The sequence below is a fragment of the Flaviaestuariibacter flavus genome, from assembly GCF_004337505.1.
Classification (GTDB): domain Bacteria; phylum Bacteroidota; class Bacteroidia; order Chitinophagales; family Chitinophagaceae; genus Flavisolibacter; species Flavisolibacter flavus.
Map to the genome: position 1 here is coordinate 341,102 of NZ_SJZI01000008.1, position 19,234 is coordinate 360,335.

Sequence of the window (19,234 nt, forward strand, 5' to 3'; positions counted from 1 at the left end):
AACGTTACCGGGATTCGTTTCGGAAATGAAGTACCTTTCCCTGTCCGAACAGCTTCCCGATATGAACAAGCAGGCGACCATTAAAGACATTGCCAAGGCGCTCAATATTTCCGTATCCACGGTGTCGCGCGCGCTGCGCAACGCCCCCGACATCAAAGCCGAAACGCGCAATGCCGTGCTCGCCCTCTCGGAGGAGCTGAGCTATCAGCCGAGCCGCCTTGCCCTCTCCTTCCAGCAGCGGCAGACGCATACCATCGGCGTTATCGTGCCCAACCTTGACTGGGTGCTGTCGCAGATGGTAAAGGGCATCGACGAGGTGGCCCTCGAGGCCGGCTATACCGTGATGGTGTGCCAGAGCAACGAATCCTTCGGCCGCGAGATGGTCAATACCCGCCGCCTGCTCGACTCGCTGGTAGACGGCTTTATCATCTCGGTGTCGAGCGAGACCAAGGTCTTCGACCACTTCCGGAAGATCCGGCAGAAGAACATGCCCATGGTCTTCTTTGACCGGGTGAGCCCCGAGATGGCCGGGCCGCGGGTGCGTCTCGACAACCAGGACGGTGGCTTCCAGGCCACCGAGCACCTCATCGAACAGGGCTACCGCCGCATCGCCATCCTCGCCGGCCCGCGCAACCTGGGCATCGGCAACGAGCGCCTCGAAGGCTACCTCGCCGCACTTAAGAAATACCGCATCAAGCCCGACCCGGACATGATCCGCTACTGCGACTTCAACCAGCAGAAAGCCTTTGAGGCCACCAACGACCTGCTCCGCCTCAAGAAGCGCCCCGAAGCCATCTTTACCATCTCCGACCGCATGGCCATCGGCGCCATGCTCGCCATCAAGGACTGGAACCTTCGGATGCCCGAGGACATCGGCCTGGTGGGCTTTAACAACGAGCCGGCCATGGGCCTGCTTACCCCGGCCATATCAAGCGTGGAGCAGCCGGCCTTCGAGCTCGGCAAGACGGCTGCCAAGCTGTTTATCGAGCGGATGCACAACGACGGGGATATGGAAGACACCGAGATCGTGCTGCGGCCCAAACTGTTCGTGAGGGCTTCGTCGCTGAAGAAGGGATTGTAACAACCCGGGCGCCCTTTGTCTCCGGAAGGCATTACCCAAAATAAGACCCACAGCTCCTTTTGATTTTGTAGCCGCACGGCTACAGGATACCCTCCGATTGAGCCCGTTCCCGGCGGCGGCGTTCCCGAACTTCCGCATTTGTTTGGGAAACGGCCCCGTTTTGCGCAACAAAAAGCTCTTCCTTTTTTGGCCCTGTTTTCTCATTAGAAAAGCAAAACAAGTTTTTAATGCCCCGAGGCCCCATTCTGATTATTGAAGACGACCTGGACGACCAGGAGGTATTTGTAGACGCGATCGAAAGCCTGAACCTGGGCATACCCATCCGCTGCTTTGAGCGGGCTAGGGCCGCGATCCAATACCTTTCTGAAACCGAAGACATGCCCTATATCGTCATCTCCGACGTGAACATGCCCGAGATGACCGGCTTTGAATTCCGCCGCATCATCAAGGAGGATCCGTTCCTGGCTTCCAAGGGAGTGCCTTTTATCATCATCTCCACCGACGCCAGCAAGGTTGCCGTGCGCCACGCGCATGCGCTCAGCGTGCAGGGCTATTTCGAAAAGCCGCGCACTGTCGACGATATCTGCAAGATGTTCCGGACCATCTTTGATTACTGGGAGCTGTGCCGCCACATCAACAATACATGACGGATATTCAGGACGGGCCTGCGGCCCTTTTTGTTCACGAAGGCACGACGGCGCGACGACGCAACGAAATGTGTTATCGCGATCTGATTCCGATACAATAAGTCCGTGGTATTAACGGGCCGCTGAATAGCAGCAGTCCGATTGTCATCCCGATCGCAGGCGATCGGATCCGTTCCTGTCCTTTCAGCAGAGTTCAGTCAGTAATGTTTCTGAAACAAAAAGCGTCGTGTCTTCGTGCCGTCGTGCCGTTGTGAATAAAGGCCGCTTGCGGCCTTCTGCCAGCAACTACTCCCGCCCCTGCGCAGCCGCCTGCCCGGCTTCGCGGTCGGAGCGCTTCTTCAGGCGCTCCATCAGCCCGATGGCCAGCAGCAGCCAGGCAAGGCCGATACAGAGCCCGGCCACCACGTCGCTCGCATAATGCACGCGGAGGTACACCCGGCTGAAGCCGATGAGCAGTGCGAAGGCCGGAAGCAGCACGGCCGCCACGTATTTATACGGCCGTGGGATCTTTGTTTTGAAGATCAGGTAGACCAGCAATCCGTAGAAGATAAAGGCAGAGGTGGCGTGCCCGCTCGGAAAGCTGAAGTTGTGGAGCGGCCCGATCAGCGGGCCCGGCGGGCGCTGCCGCTGGAAAGCGTCCTTCATAAAAAAGTTGATCACGTAGCCACCGATGCCGATGACACCAACCTCCACCGCACGCTTCCAGTTGCGGCGGAGCAGGTAGTTCAGCACCAGGATGCTATACGCGATCTGCAGGAAGGTACCCGACGCGCAATAGGTAACGGCCTTCATGAAGGCCGTAAGGCCATCGTCGCGGCGCGGCGCGAGGTAAGTAAACACGAGCTGGTCTGCCTGCACCTCTTTTTTCCAAAGCACCTCATGCATAATAAAAATGAAAAAGCCCAGCGCTCCAATAAAAAGCAGGAGCAGCAGCAGCACCCGGCCGGGAAGCTTTTGGAAATACCGCCGGAGAAAACCGTTGCGCATGTCCATGCCGGTGGCGATGGAATAATTGGGCCAGCGGTAGTCGTCTTCGAGGGCGGTCGCTGCAACAAAAAAATCCTTCGCCGAAAGGAAAACCCTTATCTGGCCTGTTTTCTGTTGCTGTTAGCTACTTTTGACCCTCCTTAGCTACTACTAAATATCATGAATATCCGAAAGCAGGTGCTTTACGCGGATGATGATCCTGATGACCAGGACATCATGAAGCAGCTATTCCTGGAGTACCCGGAATACGATCTCCACACCTTTGGTGATGGAACCGACCTTATTGAACACCTCCTGAAATTTCCCCACCTTGTTTGCCTGGTGATACTCGACCACAACATGCCGCTGTTGTCGGGAAGGGAAGCGCTGCAACGGATCCGGCTATTGCTGCCCGATAACCCGTTGCCGGCCATACTTTACACGACAACGATATCACCGCTCCTCGATGCGGAAGCTTCGGGGCTGGGTGCTGTCCCCTTTAAAAAGCCGACATCCTTTTCAGAGATCAGGGAAAGCCTGAAAAAAATGGTACAGTATTGTGAATAGACAAAAAAGGGACTGCCTTTGCGGGCAGTCCCCCGGTCCGCTACCGGCTGGTAGTGGCTAAGGAAACGGCCCTGGTCTTAACCGGGGCCTTTTTCATAACCCAAATAGAAAAGCTGACCTAAGCCGGTTAAAAACCATCCGTAGGTCAGCCCCTGATGAAACCGCACAAGCACCGGAAATAATGTGCCAAATCAATCGCTGCTTCGTGGGCGTGATACGCTTGTAAGTGAGAGTACTTACGGCCTTGCCGGTTTCCGCTTAGACGATGCAATCCCGCTCCCGGCGGATACCTTTTTGGCACGTTTCTCGTTTTTGATAAATCCGCTAACCTTGAAGACACCTTTTTACGTTATTGCCTGACCGTATTTACACGGGTCAACGCTCAAAATGAAACACAACGGAATCTTGCCGCTTGGCATTCCTGCCAGCAGGTGAGTATCCGATGAAAAGAAGCCCCTCCATAGGGGCTTTTTTTATGCTGGCAAATGCGCTCCTTCGACCCCGGTCGCAACGCTCTTTCCAATACACCAAGATGACTTATCTAGGCCTGCCCGGAAGCTGTTCCAGAATTGTGCTTACAATCGCATCGGGTTCCTGCCCGATCGGAATGCAAAGGGCATATGGCGGACGCTCCAATGCCTCCAGTTGCGAAGCCAGCAGCTCCGGTGCCATATAATGCCCCTGCCGCCTTTTCAGGCGGCTGCGCAGCACCGCCTCCGGGCCATCCAGCAAGATCCATATGGGCTCCTGCCTTAGATCCTGTCTTAAATGCCGGCGATAAATTTCACGCAGCGCCGAGCAGGCCAGTACCGCTCCTCCCTGCTCCCGGGTGGCAAGCAAACGCGCGAGCCGCTGCAACCACGGCATCCGGTCTGCATCGGTAAGCGGAATACCCTGACTCATTTTCCTGATATTTTCCGGGCTGTGGTAATCGTCGGCATCGAAAAACGGGAGGGACAAACGGCGGGCCAGCAGCTTCCCGATCGTGCTCTTGCCGCTGCCCGTTACACCCATGACGATGACGATCATAGTTTAAGATAATAAAAACAGCATCACCAGGGTGAAAGGCTTTCACGGAACCGGGAAGTGCGGAGGCATCAGCGCATCGGCGTTATCCGTATAAGTTCGGATCGCTACCGTTGCCGGGCTCCTGCCAAAACCTCCCGGTTCAAATCTTGCCCATGATAAGAAATTGTAATATTGCGGATGCGCTCACCTACCAAACTGCTGCTTACCCTTTTCCTGATAATAACATCATCCGCTGTTTTTGCACAACCGGGCAAAGGGCCCTACACCCACCGCCAGCTCGACTCGCTGCACCTGCTGGCCCAGCTATTTTCACCCCGTACATATACGCCGGCACCGCTTACCGCAGCCAGGGGCGGCATGCGCCGGGGCAAGGCCCTCCGGCAGGCGGCCCCCGTGGCGGGACCAGGACGATTTGCAGCGGTTTGCTCCGACACTTCCAGCCGTGTCTTTCTGCAAACTGACTCCATTACCTTCTATAGCAACGACCCTTACCTCACCCGCGACGGCCATATCCTGCTCTCCGGCCAATATTCTAAATGGAACGGCACCTTAACAAATAAGGGCTTCATGCAAAAGACCGATCAGAAGGGAAATACGGTCTGGCTGCATACCTACGACAGCCTGCGAAGCCTCCAGCGCTACAATTATATAAATTATACGAAGGTGCTCGAACTGCGCGACGGCTCGCTTTTCCTGGTTGGGCGCACCAATCGCACCTCCGGCAGCAACGACGATATCATTTTCACCAAAACCGATGCGCAGGGAAACATCATTTGGACAAAGCTGTATAAGTCGCGTTTGTGGCCCCGTGCCGGCAATGGCAGCAGCGATTATTGGGTGCCCCACGAGGTCAAAGAAGATCCGCAGACCGGCGACATCTATATTTCCAATACCTTTTGGGATCACGACCGGGGCCTCACAAAGTTGAGCGCATCGAATGGGGCAATACTCTGGAGCCGCTGCTACGAAATGGCTTCCTACACGGTCTTCGACGGACCGCTCGGGCTCGATATCCTCCCGAACGAGCTCCGGTATTTCGGCCGCTGCCTGAGTTACACCCAATCCATTGTCAGCATCTACCGGCTGAACAAGGTTACCGGTGACACTTTGCAAACGCTCTATTTCCAGGTGGCAGATTCCCTGGCAGGCAAGCTCGACTTTTTGGGTAACGAACCGATGGCCAAACTGCAAAATGGTGGCTATGCCCTCGGTGGAAAGTGTTACGGGCAATACCAGTATATGTACAATGGACAAACGCCGCTCTGCCAGGCAGCGGTGCTGGAGCTTGATAGCAACCTGGCCTTTGTAAAAGCATACGCCTTTCGCAATTACATCGAAAGCAACGGCTACAATTCAAGGGTCAGCGTGTTTCCCGACGGATCGGCCTTATTCACCATGCTGAAATTTTACAGCGGCTACACCGCCGATCTGTATTATACCCAGACGGCAAACGGACAGATCATCAAGAACCGGAAAAAGCAGTACAATGGCGAAGGGTTTCCGCAGCAGCCTGCTGCGTTGCGTCTGCCCGGCGGCGGCGACCTGGTGGTGCGGATGATGGGCGATAGCGCCGCCGACAAATCAAAGACGGAGTTTTTAACGATGCACCCCTCCGATACGGCTTCCTTTTGCGTGGGCTATGACGATAATGCCACAACGCTCTATTACTTCCGGTACCGGCCCTATCATTGGGGGTTGGATAGCATCGCCGTCAACGTGATCGAGGAGTCCGGTACAAAAACCCTCGGCCTCGCAGATGAGACACCCAACAAACTACAGGGATGCTATACCGTGTCGTATTGCGACTCCCTTTCGGTGACACCTGTGGCACCCGTCATTTGCTTGTCGCAATCATTGGATGTTACGGTTCGCAAGAACGCTGCCTGCGGAGCACTTGTTCGGTTTACCTATGATACAAGTGCCGTGCAGTCCGCAGCCTATATCAATGATACCACGGTGCGCTTCCGGTTCCGGCGGGCATGGACGGGCAACATCATCGCCCACCTGGAGGGATGCACGCCCATCACCGATACCGTTGCCGTCCGGGTGCTGCAGGCACAGGCTTCTTTAAACCTCGGTCCCGACCGCGAACTCTGTCCCGGCAACAGTATTTTGCTCAACGCACATGCCGGCTATGCTTCTTACACGTGGCAGAATGGTTCCACTGACTCTACCTTCGTCGTCACCGGGCCCGGGCTTTACTACGTGGTCACTACCGATGCCTGCGGCGGGGTGTCCCGCGATTCCGTTACGATCAGTGCGGCGCCCCCGATTCCCTTCAGTGCCGGTCCGGACCGCACTAAGTGCAACGCGGATTCCATACAACTTACAGCCACTCCCGGTTTCATATCGTACAACTGGAGCAACAACTATTTGATCAGCTCACTCACCACGCAGTCCGTTGTAGTGCGTCCTGTACGCGACACCGCCTACTATGTCCGGGCCGAAAAAACTCCCGGATGTTTCGCTTATGATACCGTCCGCATCACCGTGCTTCACTCACCGCCGATTGCGCTGGGTGCTGACCGGCGGTTTTGCGCTGGTGACAGCGCCCTGCTCGATGCGGGTCCCGGGTTTGCACGATACAGCTGGAGCAATGGAGGCGTCACGCCCGTCATCATTGTACGAACGCCCGGCGAATACCGGGTGCAGGGCACGACGCTGCAAGGGTGCAATAGTTTCGATACGGTGCTCGTTTTGCCACCGTACCCCTTGCCGGTACCGGCGCTTGACAAGAACAGCGGGCTATGCTCCGGAACGGTTCGCGTTCTTTCGCCCGGGGTCTTTGACAGCTATGCCTGGAATACGGGTGCCACTTCACCCGGCATTACGGTTGGGGCGGTCGGTCGTTATGCTGTAGTGGTAACGGATGCAAACGGGTGCCGGGCCGAAGACAGTACAACTATCGCTGTCATCCACCCGCTGCCGGCACACTTTCTTCCACCCGATACCGCGCTCTGCTCCTACGGCAGCCTCGATTTACGACCGGCTGGAGCTTTTAACCGGTATAGCTGGAGCAACGGGTCCGCCGAGCCGGCTCTGAAGATCTCGGCGCCCGGGCGGTACTGGCTCCGGGTTATTGACGCAAACAATTGTTCCGGCAGCGACACGGTGCTGGTTACTCCGAAAGAATGCCTGAAAGGACTATATGTTCCCACGGCATTTACTCCCAACCGCGATGGGAAGAATGACCGTTTAAAAGGGATGTTGTTCGGCACGGCGAAAGCCTATTTGTTCCGCATCTACAACCGGTGGGGCGAGGTCGTCTTCCAAACCACGGACCCCGCAACCGGCTGGGATGGCACCGTCGGCGGCATGCCGCTGGAAAGTACTGTCTTCATCTGGACCTGCACTTACTGGCTCGAAGGCGAAGCGCCGGCATCCGAAAAAGGAACCTTTGTCCTGGTCCGGTAGGAGCGCTCAGCATACACAACTGTTCCGGGAGCAAACTAAAACGACCCGGCTCCGGTACCTAGATAACCAGATGTTTTGTAACAAAAGCCCTGCATGTCTTGCAGGGCTTTCTTCCTAACAGGCGGCGGGATAAGGTTGAACCGGCCAGTACGTTCTGTCCCCAAAGTGCCATCAGCAAAAACATCCTGGCTCACATTGTCGTGCTTTCAGGGCTGTCAATTTTTCGCTCTAAATGCAATTGCCCGGACGGCTATAGATAGCGCGTCCGCTCCTGAGATACGGTCAACCGGATCTACTCCAATTGCAGGGCAGCTGCAGACCTTATTTCCTTATTTCTTCTTAAACTGCTTCCTGAACTTTTTCAGCAGCTTGCGGCTACCCTTGGCCGTATAGGCGCCCGCCAGCAGACCGCTGGCCGTGTACAAACCCACGGAAAGAACGTCGCCCCAGAAGCTGCCTCCGGTTACCGGTTTTGATCGCTCCTCCCGCTCCCACGGTTCCAATGCCCCCAGGTCGCTATCTCCCTGACGGCGGTGCCACCAAAGGGTACCCAGTCCAAGCGCCCCACCAATAATTCCTCCCCAGAGCAGCGTGTCTTTCTTATTACTGGCATCGATCAGGCCAAAAGCAATAGCCGCCGTCAAAAGCTCAAGGGCGAACTCCACGTTCTGTGTGTGGCTCATCTTTCCTTTGCCTTTATGATGGTGATTACCTGATACCGCAGGCATCAGCTTGCGGCCCGACTTTTTCTCAACCGCATGGATAAGCTCCTGCATGAGACCCAACGAGGATAAACCAATTGCACCGCGCTTCATAGAATCTGTTATGGTCATGAACTTTTCGGACTGTCGACCAAAGGGGATGCCAAGAGCGTTAATTCCGTATTATGCTTTTAGCCTGAGCTTCCAGCACATCTGAGGCTTGTTGAATCTGACTGGTTAGAAAAAGGCCGCTGATTCCGATGCTTGTCCCTGTCATGGTAACCGCTTCGGCAATGTGCGAACGGACAATTCAAAGGGCAGCTCAACCCGCCCAGTAACGCAATTAAAAAGGTGGCGGCCCGTGCGCCACCTTTTTTACTTTTTCGGTAAATTGATTTTCGTATCCATGAAACCGTGACTTAATACCAACCAGCATGAAACTCCTGCTTTCGATCATCCTGCTCCTCCTCGCGGCATCTCCGCAACGCGCCGGTGCCCAGGTATACGACAGTGCCTTCCTGAGGGTACACTATAATTTTTATTTCCGGTCCGACACGACAAAAACGCCATACCTGAACGATGTTTTCGTGCTTGATGTAGGGAAACGGTACACGAAATTCCTGAGCGCCAACCGGATGATCATCGACTCGATGCTGACCGAACAATTCAACCGCCAGAAAAATGACGAGAGCGGATCCTACAAGATTGACCTCCGAAACGCGCCCGTCTCCGGTTCTACGGTGGTGATGTTGCGCAGCACCCGCACCAATGTTTTCACCGTTGCCGACAAGCTTGGTTTTTACAACTACCGCTATATCGACACACTGAAACAGGTTGCGTGGCAGATCCTTACCGACACCCTGAATATCTTCGGCTACCACTGTATCAGGGCCACTACTTCTTTTCGCGGCCGCAACTACGAAGCCTGGTTCACGCCGCAGATCCCTGTTTCTGCCGGTCCCCATAAGTTTTTCGGCCTGCCCGGGCTTATTCTCCGCATCTGCGACTCCGAGAAGCTGTTTGATTACCAGGTCAGCGCTTTGCGGGTACTTAAGCAGCCGGCGCCGGTCTTCATTACCCAATCCAACTTTTCGTTCATTTCGCGGAAGGAGCACCGGCGCCTCACCCGTTTTATGATCGAGGACCCGGACGGCTTTTCGGCCAGCCAGGGAATCACGTACCACACCAAAAGCGTAGACGGCCAGACCAATCCGCCGCCGCCGCCAAAACGCAAATACATGCCGCTGGAGCTCGAATAAAGGACCCATGAATCCCGGCTGCGTGGCAAAGAAAAAGTTACAGGTGACCCTATTCCCGATGAAAATGCAATCAACAGGTACATGAACGGCAGCTTCACGCCATTGAAGCCCGCTGCCCGCAAAAGCAGCAGGACCATAGCCATGGGCTGCCGCCAGCGGTTCTTATTCTGATGCTGGCCGGTGACCAGGCCTTTTCACAGGGAGAGGTCCGCCTGGCGGGCAGCGTCACCGACCCGGAAAGCCTCCCGCTCAGCGGCGTGTCGGTAACCGCCACCGACCCGAAATCCAAAGCCATCATCGCATACGCGTTTTCGGGCAACGACGGACTATTCGAGCTCCGTTACCCGCCACGCCCTTCGGATTCGCTGGAGCTGACCTTTTCATTGATCGGATACGGCCCGAAATTGCTGCATCTGGCGCGCAGCGCGCAGAGCAGCCTCCGGATCGTGCTCGCGCCCAAACCGATCGAGCTGCCGGAATTCAACGTAAAGACAGGCCCGGTGGTAGCCGGCAGGGATACGATCGTATACCAGGCCGGCCAGTTCCGGCAGCTGGGCGACAAAGCCATCGGCGATGTTATTGCCCGTTTTCCGGGCATTGAAGTGCGTCCCAACGGCCAGATCTTGTACAACGGGCGCCCGATTATCAAATACTATATCGAGGGCGTGGACCTGCTCGATGACCGCTATAGCCTTGCCAACCGCAACCTGCCGTCGGAATATGTCGACAAGGTTCAGATCCTGGAAAATCACCAGCCCATACGCGCGCTCGACAGCTTTGCCCTTTCCAACCGGGCGGCTATCAACATCAAACTGAAAAACAATGTCCGGATGCGGCTTATCGGGCGGGCGGAACTCGGCCTGGGTGCCACGCCGCTGCTTTCCGAAGACCAGGTTGTCGCCATCCGGCTCAGGCGGAACCTCCAGTTCCTGAATGTGGCGAAGTTCAACAATACCGGCGCCGACAATTCCCAGGACCTCGCATCGCTCAATGGCAACGAGAATACCGGCTTCACCCGGAACCGGACTGCAAAGCGCGACCTGCTTGCAATTCCCAACCCGGGCACCCCGGATATCAACAAAAGCCGTTACCTGCTGAACCGCCAGTCGGTAGTTTCCGGCAATTACCTGTTCCCGCTGCGCAAAGAGGCAACCCTGCGGCTGCATGCGAGCTATGTGAACGACAGGATACGGAAAACAATGGAACAGGCATCCGTGTATAAAACGCCGACCGCAACGATTGGTATCGACGAACGGGTTGGAATGCGCACCGATATGGAGCGCTTCGAAGCCGACCTAGCACTGGAGAAGAACCAGAAAAAGCAATATGCCGCGCATAGTGTCCGGGTAAAACTCTGGAACGCAAAAGACGTATCGGATACCTACAACGGCGCGAGCTTCATCGGGCAGACGCTGACGAACCCTTTCTTCGACCTCCGCTTCAGTTCCCGGCTTATCCGGGCCAATCGTAAGCTGGCGCAGGAGCTGTATTCCGTAGCAGGGTACTACCGCAACGCGCAGCGCCTCGAAGTGTTGCCGGGGCTTTATCCCGCAATTTTCAATACCGCACCCGGGTACGACGGCTTTTCACAAACGGGCATTTACGAATTGAAATATGCCGAAAGTTATTTCGCGGTCCGCGGGTTCGGTAAACGGGTGCAGAAGCAATACAAGGTCGGGGTTTCCGGCCAGCTGGCATCGGTTGGTTCCGACCTCCGGTTCCGGTACGCCGACGAATCCAAATATGCGCCCGACAGCTTCGCCAATGACCTGAATTCAGCCAACCTCTTCCTGTACCAGGAGAGCGAATGGAGCTATAAGGACGAGGTCTTTTCTGCAAAGCTGAAGCTACCCTGGGGGATCAATTTCCTGTCCTACGGCGATTCGCTGCACTCCTTCGGCGACAGCCGCAAGCGGGTCATCGTCAATCCTTTCCTTTCGGGTTCGATGAGGGTCCTAAAAAAGATGACACTCGACGGCTCGATAGCGTACAGCCAGAATTTCACCGACATCCTTTCTACCTACCGGGGATATATTTTCAACACGTATCGCAATGCAACGCGGAATAATGCCCTCGTGGACAAGCAGGATTTGCTTTCCGCAACCCTCGGACTCTCGTACAACAACCCGGTGAAGGGGCTTTCGTGGTCGGTTTCGCATACCCGGTCGCAGATCACGAGCGGCCTCATCGACCGGACCCGCTTTAACGGCCAGCTGCAGGACCGATCGGCGGAAGCGGTTCGCAACACCACCAGCAACAATAGCGTCGCGGTGTCGGTGGGCAAATACATCTGGGAGCTGAAAACCGCGACCAACATCGCGATGGATTATGGTGTCAGCTCAGCACCCCAATTCTTCGAAAACAGTATGGTCCGTTCCCGGACGAACGTCCTCAACTTCAGCGCCGGCGTTTCATCCGGCCTCAGCGAGAAGTTGTCGCTGAATTACCGGCTGGTGATATCCAGGAACCGGTCGCGCTTAGATCAGGAAAAGAACTTTTTCGAGGCCACCCAAACCCGGCACGTCGCCTCCGTCAACTATGCGCCGGTTCGCAAGCTGATCCTGCGCGTCACTTCCGAATATTATGTCATCAGCGGCACCGCGACGGAGCGGCAGCCGGCAAACTTCACGGATTTATCGCTGCGGTATTTCCTGAAAAACAAGTCGGAACTGGAGCTGAGCACCACCAATATCCTGGATACGCGATCCTATACCTGGGCGTCTTCCTTCGAATACCTGTCGTTGTTCCGGCGCTATGAAACGCGCCCTTTCCAGGTGCTGCTGAAATACGCATTCACTTTCTAACCGGCGCCGGGTGCCCGTACTTTCATTTCCGGAAGAAGTTTCGGCCGCAACCGCCGCCAGGCGACGATCGCACTTATTATTTCGGCCAGGCCACCCACCGTAAAACAACTGCCCCCGGCTTTTCCCGATCGATGGCTCGTTGGGTACCGGAACGAAAAAGCCGTGGACTTTCATCCGCGGCTTGAACCGATTCAGAGGAGCCGGTTTGAAGGGCCATCCGCCGGCTGGCGGATATGAATCCAATGCACAAAAAGCCCTCCAATGGAGGGCTCTGTGAGGTACCGGGAAAGAGACAAATAGCTGACTTGCTGAGTAATCTAATTCGGCTAGCTGGGCTAAAATGAGCTTCTATTCAAATCCGATGTTACGCGGTTCGCACCTTATCCTGCATGACCTAGTGGCTGCCCGGATTTAACCTATTTAACATGGTCAAACTGCGGGTGGAGACACGAACACTAGGCTCCAATACCACTTGCGAGCTGAAAACGAACAAGAACGTGGGAGGGGTAATGATCAGCGCTGACGATTTCCAGGAAAGCAGCATCCTTGTGAACGTATTTCGATAGTGCCTGCTGGTAGTGCAGAAGAAACGTGCTTTCCTTTTCCGGTTGCGTGAGCAGCCTTTCCTCTGCAGCACTTTCTGGAACCAGCTTTATCGAGCATATGCTTGAGTTTAATTTCTCTACCCTATATTTCATGATAATGATTTAAACCTTTTTTGTACGGCGTCTTTACAAATCTATTATTGGACAACAAGAAAAAGAGTGATCCCTGAACAAAATCTCCATACACGTTCGCGACGTCGCCAAAGCAGCCCACTTGCAAGCAATACGCGCCAAACTGATCCAGGGCGACTACAACGAACCGGCATGGCTCGTTGCTGCACTCACCGGTGTAGATAAACGCTCGCCTATTGCAGCAGTGAGGTGCCCAACCGCTTTCCGCCGCATCAGAACCTCAACAAATAGCCAAGATCCGGAGTGCACGGCAATCCGGCGAAGAATTCTGTTCGTGCCGGACGGCAAGGCACGATGATCTATGGGGCCTGTTACTGATCTGAACGGGTCGGCCTGGGTCTTTGTTACCATTGACCGTTTGAGGTTTAGCAAAGTATTGGCGCATCCTTCCGGAATAAAAGCCTACTTTCACCGTGTTATTTGAGCCTCGCATTAGTGATCGTTAATTATCCTGCTTCAACCGCACCTTAGTTAGTCCCTTACTTCTTGCTTTCCTCAAGCTTTTTAAATTTTTAATTACACAAGAACATGAACATTTATGTTTCGAACCTGAGCTTCAACCTGCAGGATCAAGATCTGGGAGATTTTTTCGCTCCTTATGGAGAGGTAACTACTGCTAAAATCATAACTGACCGCGAAACGGGCAGATCGAGAGGTTTTGGTTTCGTTGAAATGTCGGATGACGCTGCTTCCAGAAAAGCAATCGCCGAACTGAACGAAACTTCTTTTGATGGCAGAACAATCAAAGTATCGGAAGCCAAGGCGAAAGAAGACCTTCCCGCCCGCAATTTTAGCGGTGGTGGTAATTACAATAACAACCGTTATTAATAGCATCCTACGTCAAAAAAAGCCCGGTTCTGAACCGGGCTTTTTTTATCCCCAGCCGGCAAAGAACGCCAAATACCCTCTCGGAAGGTGGCGCACAAGTATCGCAAAGAGAATACCCTGCAGCTCTTAATACGCAACCGGAATACTCTGGAGATTTACACTATTGCCATCATTGGCTAACAACTCTGTATGCGGGTTTTCCGGCCCGTTAATTTCACCAGGATCTTCCTCCGGTCTTATGTTCCTGGATTCGGGCACACTGATAAGTTTGCTGCGAGGCGTTCACGGAAGATACCTGAAGCAATGACGCAAGTGTAAAATTCAACCCAAGCAATGGATACAACCCGCCCAAATATTAAAATAGATCTCCCTTATGACGACAACGGTACGCTGAAGTTTGAAAAAGTGCTGTGCCGGCAAATAGGCGATTACTATTTGGTTTCCTCAATTCCTGTCTTTTCCCATGCGGTGGCCTTTGGAGATATTATTTTATTGGAGGAAGACAATGGAAATTTCTACGTCGATACAGTTATCTCCCCGTCGGGCCATAGTGTGATACAAATCATGATAAAAAAACCTGAATTCATTGAGAGACTTCTCAAAACCCTTCATGATTTGGGCATCGAAGCCACCACGCGCGCCGATGAATTTTACCTGGTCGTTGACGTGCCGCCTCGGATAAATTTCTCCCAATTGACAAGCATTTTAGAAAAATACGCCGAGAGTGAAATAATTGCATATCGGCATGCGTGTATCAGCGATGAACATTTACTTTCTTGTACAAAGAATTAATATTTTTTGGCCGCTAATTCGTAATAGTCACTTTGAAAAGGCCACCAATATCTATTTCCAAATCACATCCGGTTCGACAACAATCTGAACCGAAAGTAAAAGAGGCTTTTGCCGAAAAACCGGAAGCCTCCCTAAGGCACCGGGCAACAGATTGTGATCGCCCACTGCCTGTATGCAGATATCCCTCAGAGACTCCAATGTAAAAAGCCCTCTGGTGGGAGGGCTTTTGAGGTACCGAGGAGCAGACTTGAACTGCCGTCCGCCAACCGGCGGATATAAATCCGATGCATTTGTGTAAAAGTAAAAGCCCTCCGATTGGAGGGCTTTTGAGGTACCGAGGAGCAGACTTGAACTGCCGACCTTCGGGTTATGAATCCGATGCTCTAACCAGCTGAGCTACCTCGGCCACTGTCCGCCGAAGCTGTAGCCGTGGCGGAAAGGGCTGCAAAAATAAGGAGATCAGCCGTTTCCAACAAACTAAATTCGAAAATCGGGAACCAGGGTGCAAACAAACCCGAGATGACGCCGCCCCCAATCTATTCCGGAATACGTACCTTTTCGCAAACCCTGGTATGCGCATCACGGCCTTCCTGTTATTGCTGCTTCTTTCCTGCACTGCCGCCGCGCAGCAGGCACTCTCCTACCGCGTCCGGCCCGACACGGCGCGGCGTACCATCAGTGTGGAGCTCACCGTGCCCGGCGCGCCTAAAGTCTTCAACCTTGCCACCTACGCACATCCCGAATACGACGACCGCTACTGGCGCTACGTGCGTGACCTCAGGGTTGCCGGGGGCAGCGTTCGTCGCCTCGACAGCGCGCTCTGGGAGCTCACCCATGAAGCCGGCGGCGACGCCCTGGTCAGCTACCGCGTGGAGCTGCCACAGGCCGAAGGCTTTCGTCCCGCATGGCGCCCGCACCTGGGCAGCGGCATCGCCCTGCTGGGCGGGCCGCACACCTTTCTATACCCCACCTCGATGCCGGCAGTGGCAGCACAGGTGCAGCTGGAGCTGCCCCAGGACTGGAAAGTGTTTACGGCGCTGGCGCCGGCCGCGCCGGGCCTTTGGCGCGCCCCGGATATCGCCGCGCTCATGGATGCGCCGATCCTCGCCGGCCGCATCGCCTCCCGCAGTCATTTCAGCAAAGAGGCGACGCACGTGGTCGCTTATGCCTCACCGGCCGCCGACGGCCTGCTGGATAAACTCAACAGCGAGCTCATGGCGCTGACCGCGCAAGCCGGGCGACTCTTCGGCGGATACCCCTTCAAATCCTACTGGTTTCTGCTGCAGGACAGCGCCTATGGCGGCCTCGAACACGCCGCCAGCGCCACGCTCGGCGTTTCTTCCGAACGACTGCGCGGGCCGGAGCGGGCGGAGGAACTGGCGGATATCGCACACGAATACCTGCATGCCTGGAACCTGGTGGCCCTGCGCCCCAGGGGCTATGGCGGGCTGACCTGGAAAAACCCCGGCCCGGCCCGCGAGCTCTGGTTCAGTGAAGGCTTCACGCTTTATTATGCCGACCTGCTGCTGCGCCGCGCGCGGCTGCCGGTTCCGGACAGCACCCGCGCCGATCACCTGCGCACGGTGCTCGAATCCTACTACCGCAACAGCGGCAACTACCTGCTGCCGCCCGCCCGCGTGAGCCTCGACGCCAACGCCACCCCGGGCAGCCTCGGCGACTACAACGCCAGCCCCCACCAGCAGGGTGAGGTCATTGCCACATTGCTCGACTGGAAGATCCGCACGGCCACCGGCGGCGCAAAAACGCTCGACGATTTCATGCGGCGCTTTTACCAGCGCTTCCGCGGTAAAGGGTTTACGGAGACAGATATAAAGCAGGAGGCCGAAAGCATTTGCAGCTGCCGGCTCGATACGTTCTTTAACAGCTATATCAACAACGGCCGGGAGCTGCCGGTTGCCGCAACACTGGCCGAAATGGGCTGGCGCTTCACCCGCCAAACCGTCACCGACAGCAGCGGCGGCGCGCCCCGCCCCGACGTCGATATGTATGCCTGGCAGGACGCGCAGGGGATCCTGCGGCTCGGGCTCAACCGCCCTAACAGCTGCTGGACAGCCGCGGGTCTGCACACCGGCGACGAGTTGCTCGCCTTTGGCGGCAGTACGGTGACCACCCAGCGCGAATTCTTCAGCCGGATGCGGGCAATCAAGGTGGGCGAGATCGTAGGTGTTGCCATAAGAAAAGACGGGCGCCCTCAATTGGTACGGGCAACCGTCACGCCCGCCACACGGGAGGCGGTGCACCTTACGCCCGCAAGGACCTCGCCGGCAATGGAACGCCTGCGCGCAGCCTGGCTGCGGGGTCAATAGCGGGTGCTGCCCGGCTGCTTTTCCACGAGGTATTTCCAGTATCGCCGAGGCATATGCTGCACCTGCAGGCGCGTGTTCTTCCGGGCGGCGATGTTGACGCTTTTGAAATACTGCCTCCACAGCTGCTGGTAAAAAGCTTCTTCCGGGTCATAAACGGCAGCCACTTCGCGCCCGCCGGCGGCGGCTTCCGAAAATTGTATTTCTACGGCATGCGTCCGCGCGCCGTCGTAATGAATGCCGTAGCGCCGTCGCCCGTCGTAGATCAGCCAGCGCTGGTCGGCATAGCGGGTGGTAAAATGCTTGGCGATGAGCGGCAACACGTCGTGGTCCGGCTCAATCAGCGCATAATAAAGACCATCGGCCGTTTTCTGGAAACGCACGAAGGCCTCCATCCGGTGCTGCTCCTTCCATACCTTGCGCGCCACTTGCGACACGGCTAGTACATCCGGGTGACTGAAGTCCTGCTCTACCGATCCTTCACTGGCAAACACGTAGCTCACATAGCGCAGCAGCGTGTTTGCGATTCCCGCCTCGTCGGCAAGGAAACATTGGGATACCGCCTGCAGTCCTTCGGCACTCAGCTTGCGCTGCAGGCCGCGCCACACGCGCTGTGCATGCGCTTCAAGAAAACGCGCTTCGTGCACGGCACCAAAAATAGTTCCCTGGAAGCGGTCTCTTCGGCACAGGTCTACGGCTTCGAATTTATAATCGAATACATCGAACACCGCGCAGAGCCAGCCTTCGAAACTGCCGTCATACAACACCGTCTGCAGCATCAGAAAATGGTAAGCTGCGGTGAATGATTGGCGGCGTACTTGCTTTGCGCGCCGCCCAGGATAAAGCCGCGGATCTGGTCGGCGCTGTACTCCCGGCGCAGGCCGGTGCCGGTACGCAGGTCGAGGAAGTAGCGGGCCCGGTTGGCAGCGATATTGAAGCGTTTCAGGTGCTCCCAGGTCAGCTTTGTGAAGCGCCGTGCCTCCCAGATCTTTTGCGCCGACTTCAGCCCGATGCCCGGCACCCGCCGGATGAGATCGAGGTCGGCGGTGTTCACATCAACCGGGAACTGGTGCAGGTTGCGCAGCGCCCATTGCAGCTTCGGATCCACCTGCAGATCCAGGAAAGGCTCGTCGGCTGCAAGGATCTCGTTCACGTCAAAACCATAATAACGCAGCAGCCAGTCGGCCTGGTAAAGCCGGTTTTCGCGGATCATGGGTACCGGCGTTCCGATGGAGGGCAGGCGGCTGTCGTCGCTGATGGGCACATAGCCGGAGTAATAAACGCGCTTCAGCTTCATGTTCTTGTAAAAAGAATCGGAGAGCAGTAGAATCTGGCGGTCGCTTTCCGGCGATGCGCCCACCACGAGTTGCGTGCTCTGGCCTGCCGGCGCGAAGAGCGGCGCTTTCACCAGCGTTTTCCGCTCGTCGCGGTTGGCGATGATGCGCTCCTTCAGCACGGTCATGGGCCGGATGACATCTTCGGTCTTCTTTTCGGGCGCCAGCAATTGCAAACTTTGCTCGGTCGGAAGCTCCATGTTCACACTGAGGCGGTCGGCATAAAGCCCCGCGGCCTCGAGCAGCTCCGGGCTCGCGCCGGGGATGGCCTTCAGGTGGATATAGCCGTTAAAGCGGTGCTCCGTGCGCAGCTTCTTCGCAATCTGCACCAGGCGCTCCATCGTATAGTCGGGATCCCTGAAGATCCCCGAGCTCAGGAAAAGCCCCTCGATATAATTCCGGCGGTAAAAATTGATGGTCAGGTCCACCACCTCCTCCACGGTGAAGGCGGCGCGCTTCACATCGTTGCTGCGGCGGCTCACGCAATAAGCGCAGTCGAAAATGCAGTGGTTGGTGAGCAGGATCTTCAGCAGCGACACGCAGCGTCCGTCTTCGGTGTACGCATGGCAGATGCCCATGCCTTCGGCATTGCCCAATCCCTTTTCCTTGTTCTTCCGGCTGCTCCCGCTGGAGCTGCAGGAAACATCATATTTTGCCGCATCCGCGAGGATCGAAAGCTTCTCCAACACCCGTTCGTTCATAGGTCCGTTTGATCCCCGAATTTACTAAACAGGTTAGCAAAAAAGGGTCG

General features: G+C 55.8%; 16 protein-coding genes and 1 tRNA gene. 10 read left to right on the forward strand and 7 right to left on the reverse strand.

Going from position 1 to position 19,234, the window contains the following annotated elements; translation table 11 throughout:
• The first annotated feature begins 25 nt into the window (after nucleotides 1-25).
• Together EPD60_RS05790 and EPD60_RS05795 are read left to right on the forward strand one after the other, a co-directional pair.
• The gene (locus tag EPD60_RS05790; protein ID WP_131447771.1) at nucleotides 26-1,081 is read left to right on the forward strand and encodes a LacI family DNA-binding transcriptional regulator; all 1,056 of its coding nucleotides are present in this window, start codon (nucleotides 26-28) and stop codon (nucleotides 1,079-1,081) included.
• Nucleotides 1,082-1,308: 227 nt separating this feature from the next.
• Nucleotides 1,309-1,728, forward strand: coding sequence for a response regulator (locus tag EPD60_RS05795; protein WP_131447773.1), 420 nt, complete (start codon nucleotides 1,309-1,311; stop codon nucleotides 1,726-1,728).
• A gap of 285 nt (nucleotides 1,729-2,013) precedes the next feature.
• On the opposite strand, the gene EPD60_RS05800 is transcribed toward EPD60_RS05795, so the two are convergent.
• Nucleotides 2,014-2,613: a phosphatase PAP2 family protein gene (locus EPD60_RS05800; protein WP_165871424.1), complete on the reverse strand. Its 600-nt coding sequence runs from the start codon at nucleotides 2,611-2,613 to the stop codon at nucleotides 2,014-2,016.
• Between EPD60_RS05800 and EPD60_RS16855 the strand changes: the two genes are divergently transcribed.
• Together EPD60_RS16855 and EPD60_RS05805 are read left to right on the forward strand one after the other, a co-directional pair.
• The gene (locus tag EPD60_RS16855) at nucleotides 2,608-2,859 is read left to right on the forward strand and encodes a hypothetical protein (RefSeq protein ID WP_165871425.1); all 252 of its coding nucleotides are present in this window, start codon (nucleotides 2,608-2,610) and stop codon (nucleotides 2,857-2,859) included. The genes EPD60_RS05800 and EPD60_RS16855 overlap by 6 nt on opposite strands.
• Nucleotides 2,860-2,874: 15 nt before the next feature.
• Complete coding sequence (locus EPD60_RS05805) at nucleotides 2,875-3,261, forward strand: response regulator (RefSeq protein ID WP_131447777.1); 387 nt, start codon at nucleotides 2,875-2,877, stop codon at nucleotides 3,259-3,261.
• A 537-nt stretch (nucleotides 3,262-3,798) separates the two neighbouring features.
• On the opposite strand, the gene EPD60_RS05810 is transcribed toward EPD60_RS05805, so the two are convergent.
• Nucleotides 3,799-4,290 carry a gluconokinase gene (locus EPD60_RS05810; protein WP_131447779.1) on the reverse strand — a complete coding sequence of 164 codons (492 nt, stop codon included), beginning with the start codon at nucleotides 4,288-4,290 and terminating at the stop codon, nucleotides 3,799-3,801.
• A gap of 177 nt (nucleotides 4,291-4,467) precedes the next feature.
• Between EPD60_RS05810 and EPD60_RS05815 the strand changes: the two genes are divergently transcribed.
• Nucleotides 4,468-7,704: a T9SS type B sorting domain-containing protein gene (locus EPD60_RS05815; RefSeq protein ID WP_131447781.1), complete on the forward strand. Its 3,237-nt coding sequence runs from the start codon at nucleotides 4,468-4,470 to the stop codon at nucleotides 7,702-7,704.
• A 329-nt stretch (nucleotides 7,705-8,033) separates the two neighbouring features.
• Here the strand turns inward: EPD60_RS05815 and EPD60_RS05820 are convergent, their stop codons facing one another.
• Nucleotides 8,034-8,519 carry a hypothetical protein gene (locus tag EPD60_RS05820; RefSeq protein WP_131447783.1) on the reverse strand — a complete coding sequence of 162 codons (486 nt, stop codon included), beginning with the start codon at nucleotides 8,517-8,519 and terminating at the stop codon, nucleotides 8,034-8,036.
• Nucleotides 8,520-8,839: 320 nt separating this feature from the next.
• Here EPD60_RS05820 and EPD60_RS05825 point away from each other — a divergent pair, with 320 nt between their 5' ends.
• Both EPD60_RS05825 and EPD60_RS05830 read left to right on the forward strand, forming a co-directional pair.
• Complete coding sequence (locus EPD60_RS05825) at nucleotides 8,840-9,664, forward strand: GLPGLI family protein (protein ID WP_131447785.1); 825 nt, start codon at nucleotides 8,840-8,842, stop codon at nucleotides 9,662-9,664.
• A 170-nt stretch (nucleotides 9,665-9,834) separates the two neighbouring features.
• Nucleotides 9,835-12,468, forward strand: coding sequence for a TonB-dependent receptor (locus EPD60_RS05830; RefSeq protein ID WP_131447787.1), 2,634 nt, complete (start codon nucleotides 9,835-9,837; stop codon nucleotides 12,466-12,468).
• Between the two features lie 455 nt (nucleotides 12,469-12,923).
• Here EPD60_RS05830 and EPD60_RS05835 read toward each other — a convergent pair whose 3' ends face one another.
• On the reverse strand, nucleotides 12,924-13,166 hold the full coding sequence (locus EPD60_RS05835; protein ID WP_131447789.1) for a hypothetical protein: 243 nt from the start codon (nucleotides 13,164-13,166) through the stop codon (nucleotides 12,924-12,926).
• Nucleotides 13,167-13,733: 567 nt separating this feature from the next.
• On the opposite strand from EPD60_RS05835, the gene EPD60_RS05840 reads away from it, so the two are divergent.
• Together EPD60_RS05840 and EPD60_RS05845 are read left to right on the forward strand one after the other, a co-directional pair.
• Nucleotides 13,734-14,033 (forward strand): RNA recognition motif domain-containing protein, encoded by a 300-nt coding sequence (locus EPD60_RS05840; protein ID WP_131447791.1) that lies wholly within the window; start codon nucleotides 13,734-13,736, stop codon nucleotides 14,031-14,033.
• 333 nt (nucleotides 14,034-14,366) lie between these two features.
• A complete protein-coding gene (locus EPD60_RS05845) occupies nucleotides 14,367-14,825 on the forward strand; it encodes a DUF4265 domain-containing protein (RefSeq protein ID WP_131447793.1) in 459 nt (152 codons plus the stop codon).
• A gap of 332 nt (nucleotides 14,826-15,157) precedes the next feature.
• Here the strand turns inward: EPD60_RS05845 and EPD60_RS05850 are convergent.
• Nucleotides 15,158-15,231, reverse strand: a tRNA-Met gene (locus tag EPD60_RS05850).
• 166 nt (nucleotides 15,232-15,397) lie between these two features.
• Between EPD60_RS05850 and EPD60_RS05855 the strand changes: the two genes are divergently transcribed.
• A complete protein-coding gene (locus EPD60_RS05855; RefSeq protein ID WP_131447795.1) occupies nucleotides 15,398-17,152 on the forward strand; it encodes a M61 family metallopeptidase in 1,755 nt (584 codons plus the stop codon).
• On the opposite strand, the gene EPD60_RS05860 is transcribed toward EPD60_RS05855, so the two are convergent.
• Nucleotides 17,146-17,928 carry a TIGR03915 family putative DNA repair protein gene (locus EPD60_RS05860; protein ID WP_243647768.1) on the reverse strand — a complete coding sequence of 261 codons (783 nt, stop codon included), beginning with the start codon at nucleotides 17,926-17,928 and terminating at the stop codon, nucleotides 17,146-17,148. The genes EPD60_RS05855 and EPD60_RS05860 overlap by 7 nt on opposite strands.
• Nucleotides 17,928-19,184 carry a putative DNA modification/repair radical SAM protein gene (locus tag EPD60_RS05865; RefSeq protein WP_131447797.1) on the reverse strand — a complete coding sequence of 419 codons (1,257 nt, stop codon included), beginning with the start codon at nucleotides 19,182-19,184 and terminating at the stop codon, nucleotides 17,928-17,930. The genes EPD60_RS05860 and EPD60_RS05865 overlap by 1 nt, the downstream gene beginning before the upstream one ends.
• Between the last annotated feature and the right edge of the window lie 50 nt (nucleotides 19,185-19,234).

Bases quoted from the DNA above. Each gene is read 5' to 3' on its own strand.
- EPD60_RS05790 (WP_131447771.1), top strand. From the start codon at position 26: ATGAAGTACCTTTCCCTGTCCGAACAGCTTCCCGATATGAACAAGCAG.
- EPD60_RS05795 (WP_131447773.1), top strand. From the start codon at position 1,309: ATGCCCCGAGGCCCCATTCTGATTATTGAAGACGACCTGGACGACCAG.
- EPD60_RS16855 (WP_165871425.1), top strand. From the start codon at position 2,608: ATGCATAATAAAAATGAAAAAGCCCAGCGCTCCAATAAAAAGCAGGAG.
- EPD60_RS05800 (WP_165871424.1), bottom strand. From the start codon at position 2,613: ATGCATGAGGTGCTTTGGAAAAAAGAGGTGCAGGCAGACCAGCTCGTG.
- EPD60_RS05805 (WP_131447777.1), top strand. From the start codon at position 2,875: ATGAATATCCGAAAGCAGGTGCTTTACGCGGATGATGATCCTGATGAC.
- EPD60_RS05810 (WP_131447779.1), bottom strand. From the start codon at position 4,290: ATGATCGTCATCGTCATGGGTGTAACGGGCAGCGGCAAGAGCACGATC.
- EPD60_RS05815 (WP_131447781.1), top strand. From the start codon at position 4,468: ATGCGCTCACCTACCAAACTGCTGCTTACCCTTTTCCTGATAATAACA.
- EPD60_RS05820 (WP_131447783.1), bottom strand. From the start codon at position 8,519: ATGAAGCGCGGTGCAATTGGTTTATCCTCGTTGGGTCTCATGCAGGAG.
- EPD60_RS05825 (WP_131447785.1), top strand. From the start codon at position 8,840: ATGAAACTCCTGCTTTCGATCATCCTGCTCCTCCTCGCGGCATCTCCG.
- EPD60_RS05830 (WP_131447787.1), top strand. From the start codon at position 9,835: ATGCTGGCCGGTGACCAGGCCTTTTCACAGGGAGAGGTCCGCCTGGCG.
- EPD60_RS05835 (WP_131447789.1), bottom strand. From the start codon at position 13,166: ATGAAATATAGGGTAGAGAAATTAAACTCAAGCATATGCTCGATAAAG.
- EPD60_RS05840 (WP_131447791.1), top strand. From the start codon at position 13,734: ATGAACATTTATGTTTCGAACCTGAGCTTCAACCTGCAGGATCAAGAT.
- EPD60_RS05845 (WP_131447793.1), top strand. From the start codon at position 14,367: ATGGATACAACCCGCCCAAATATTAAAATAGATCTCCCTTATGACGAC.
- EPD60_RS05855 (WP_131447795.1), top strand. From the start codon at position 15,398: ATGCGCATCACGGCCTTCCTGTTATTGCTGCTTCTTTCCTGCACTGCC.
- EPD60_RS05860 (WP_243647768.1), bottom strand. From the start codon at position 17,928: ATGCTGCAGACGGTGTTGTATGACGGCAGTTTCGAAGGCTGGCTCTGC.
- EPD60_RS05865 (WP_131447797.1), bottom strand. From the start codon at position 19,184: ATGAACGAACGGGTGTTGGAGAAGCTTTCGATCCTCGCGGATGCGGCA.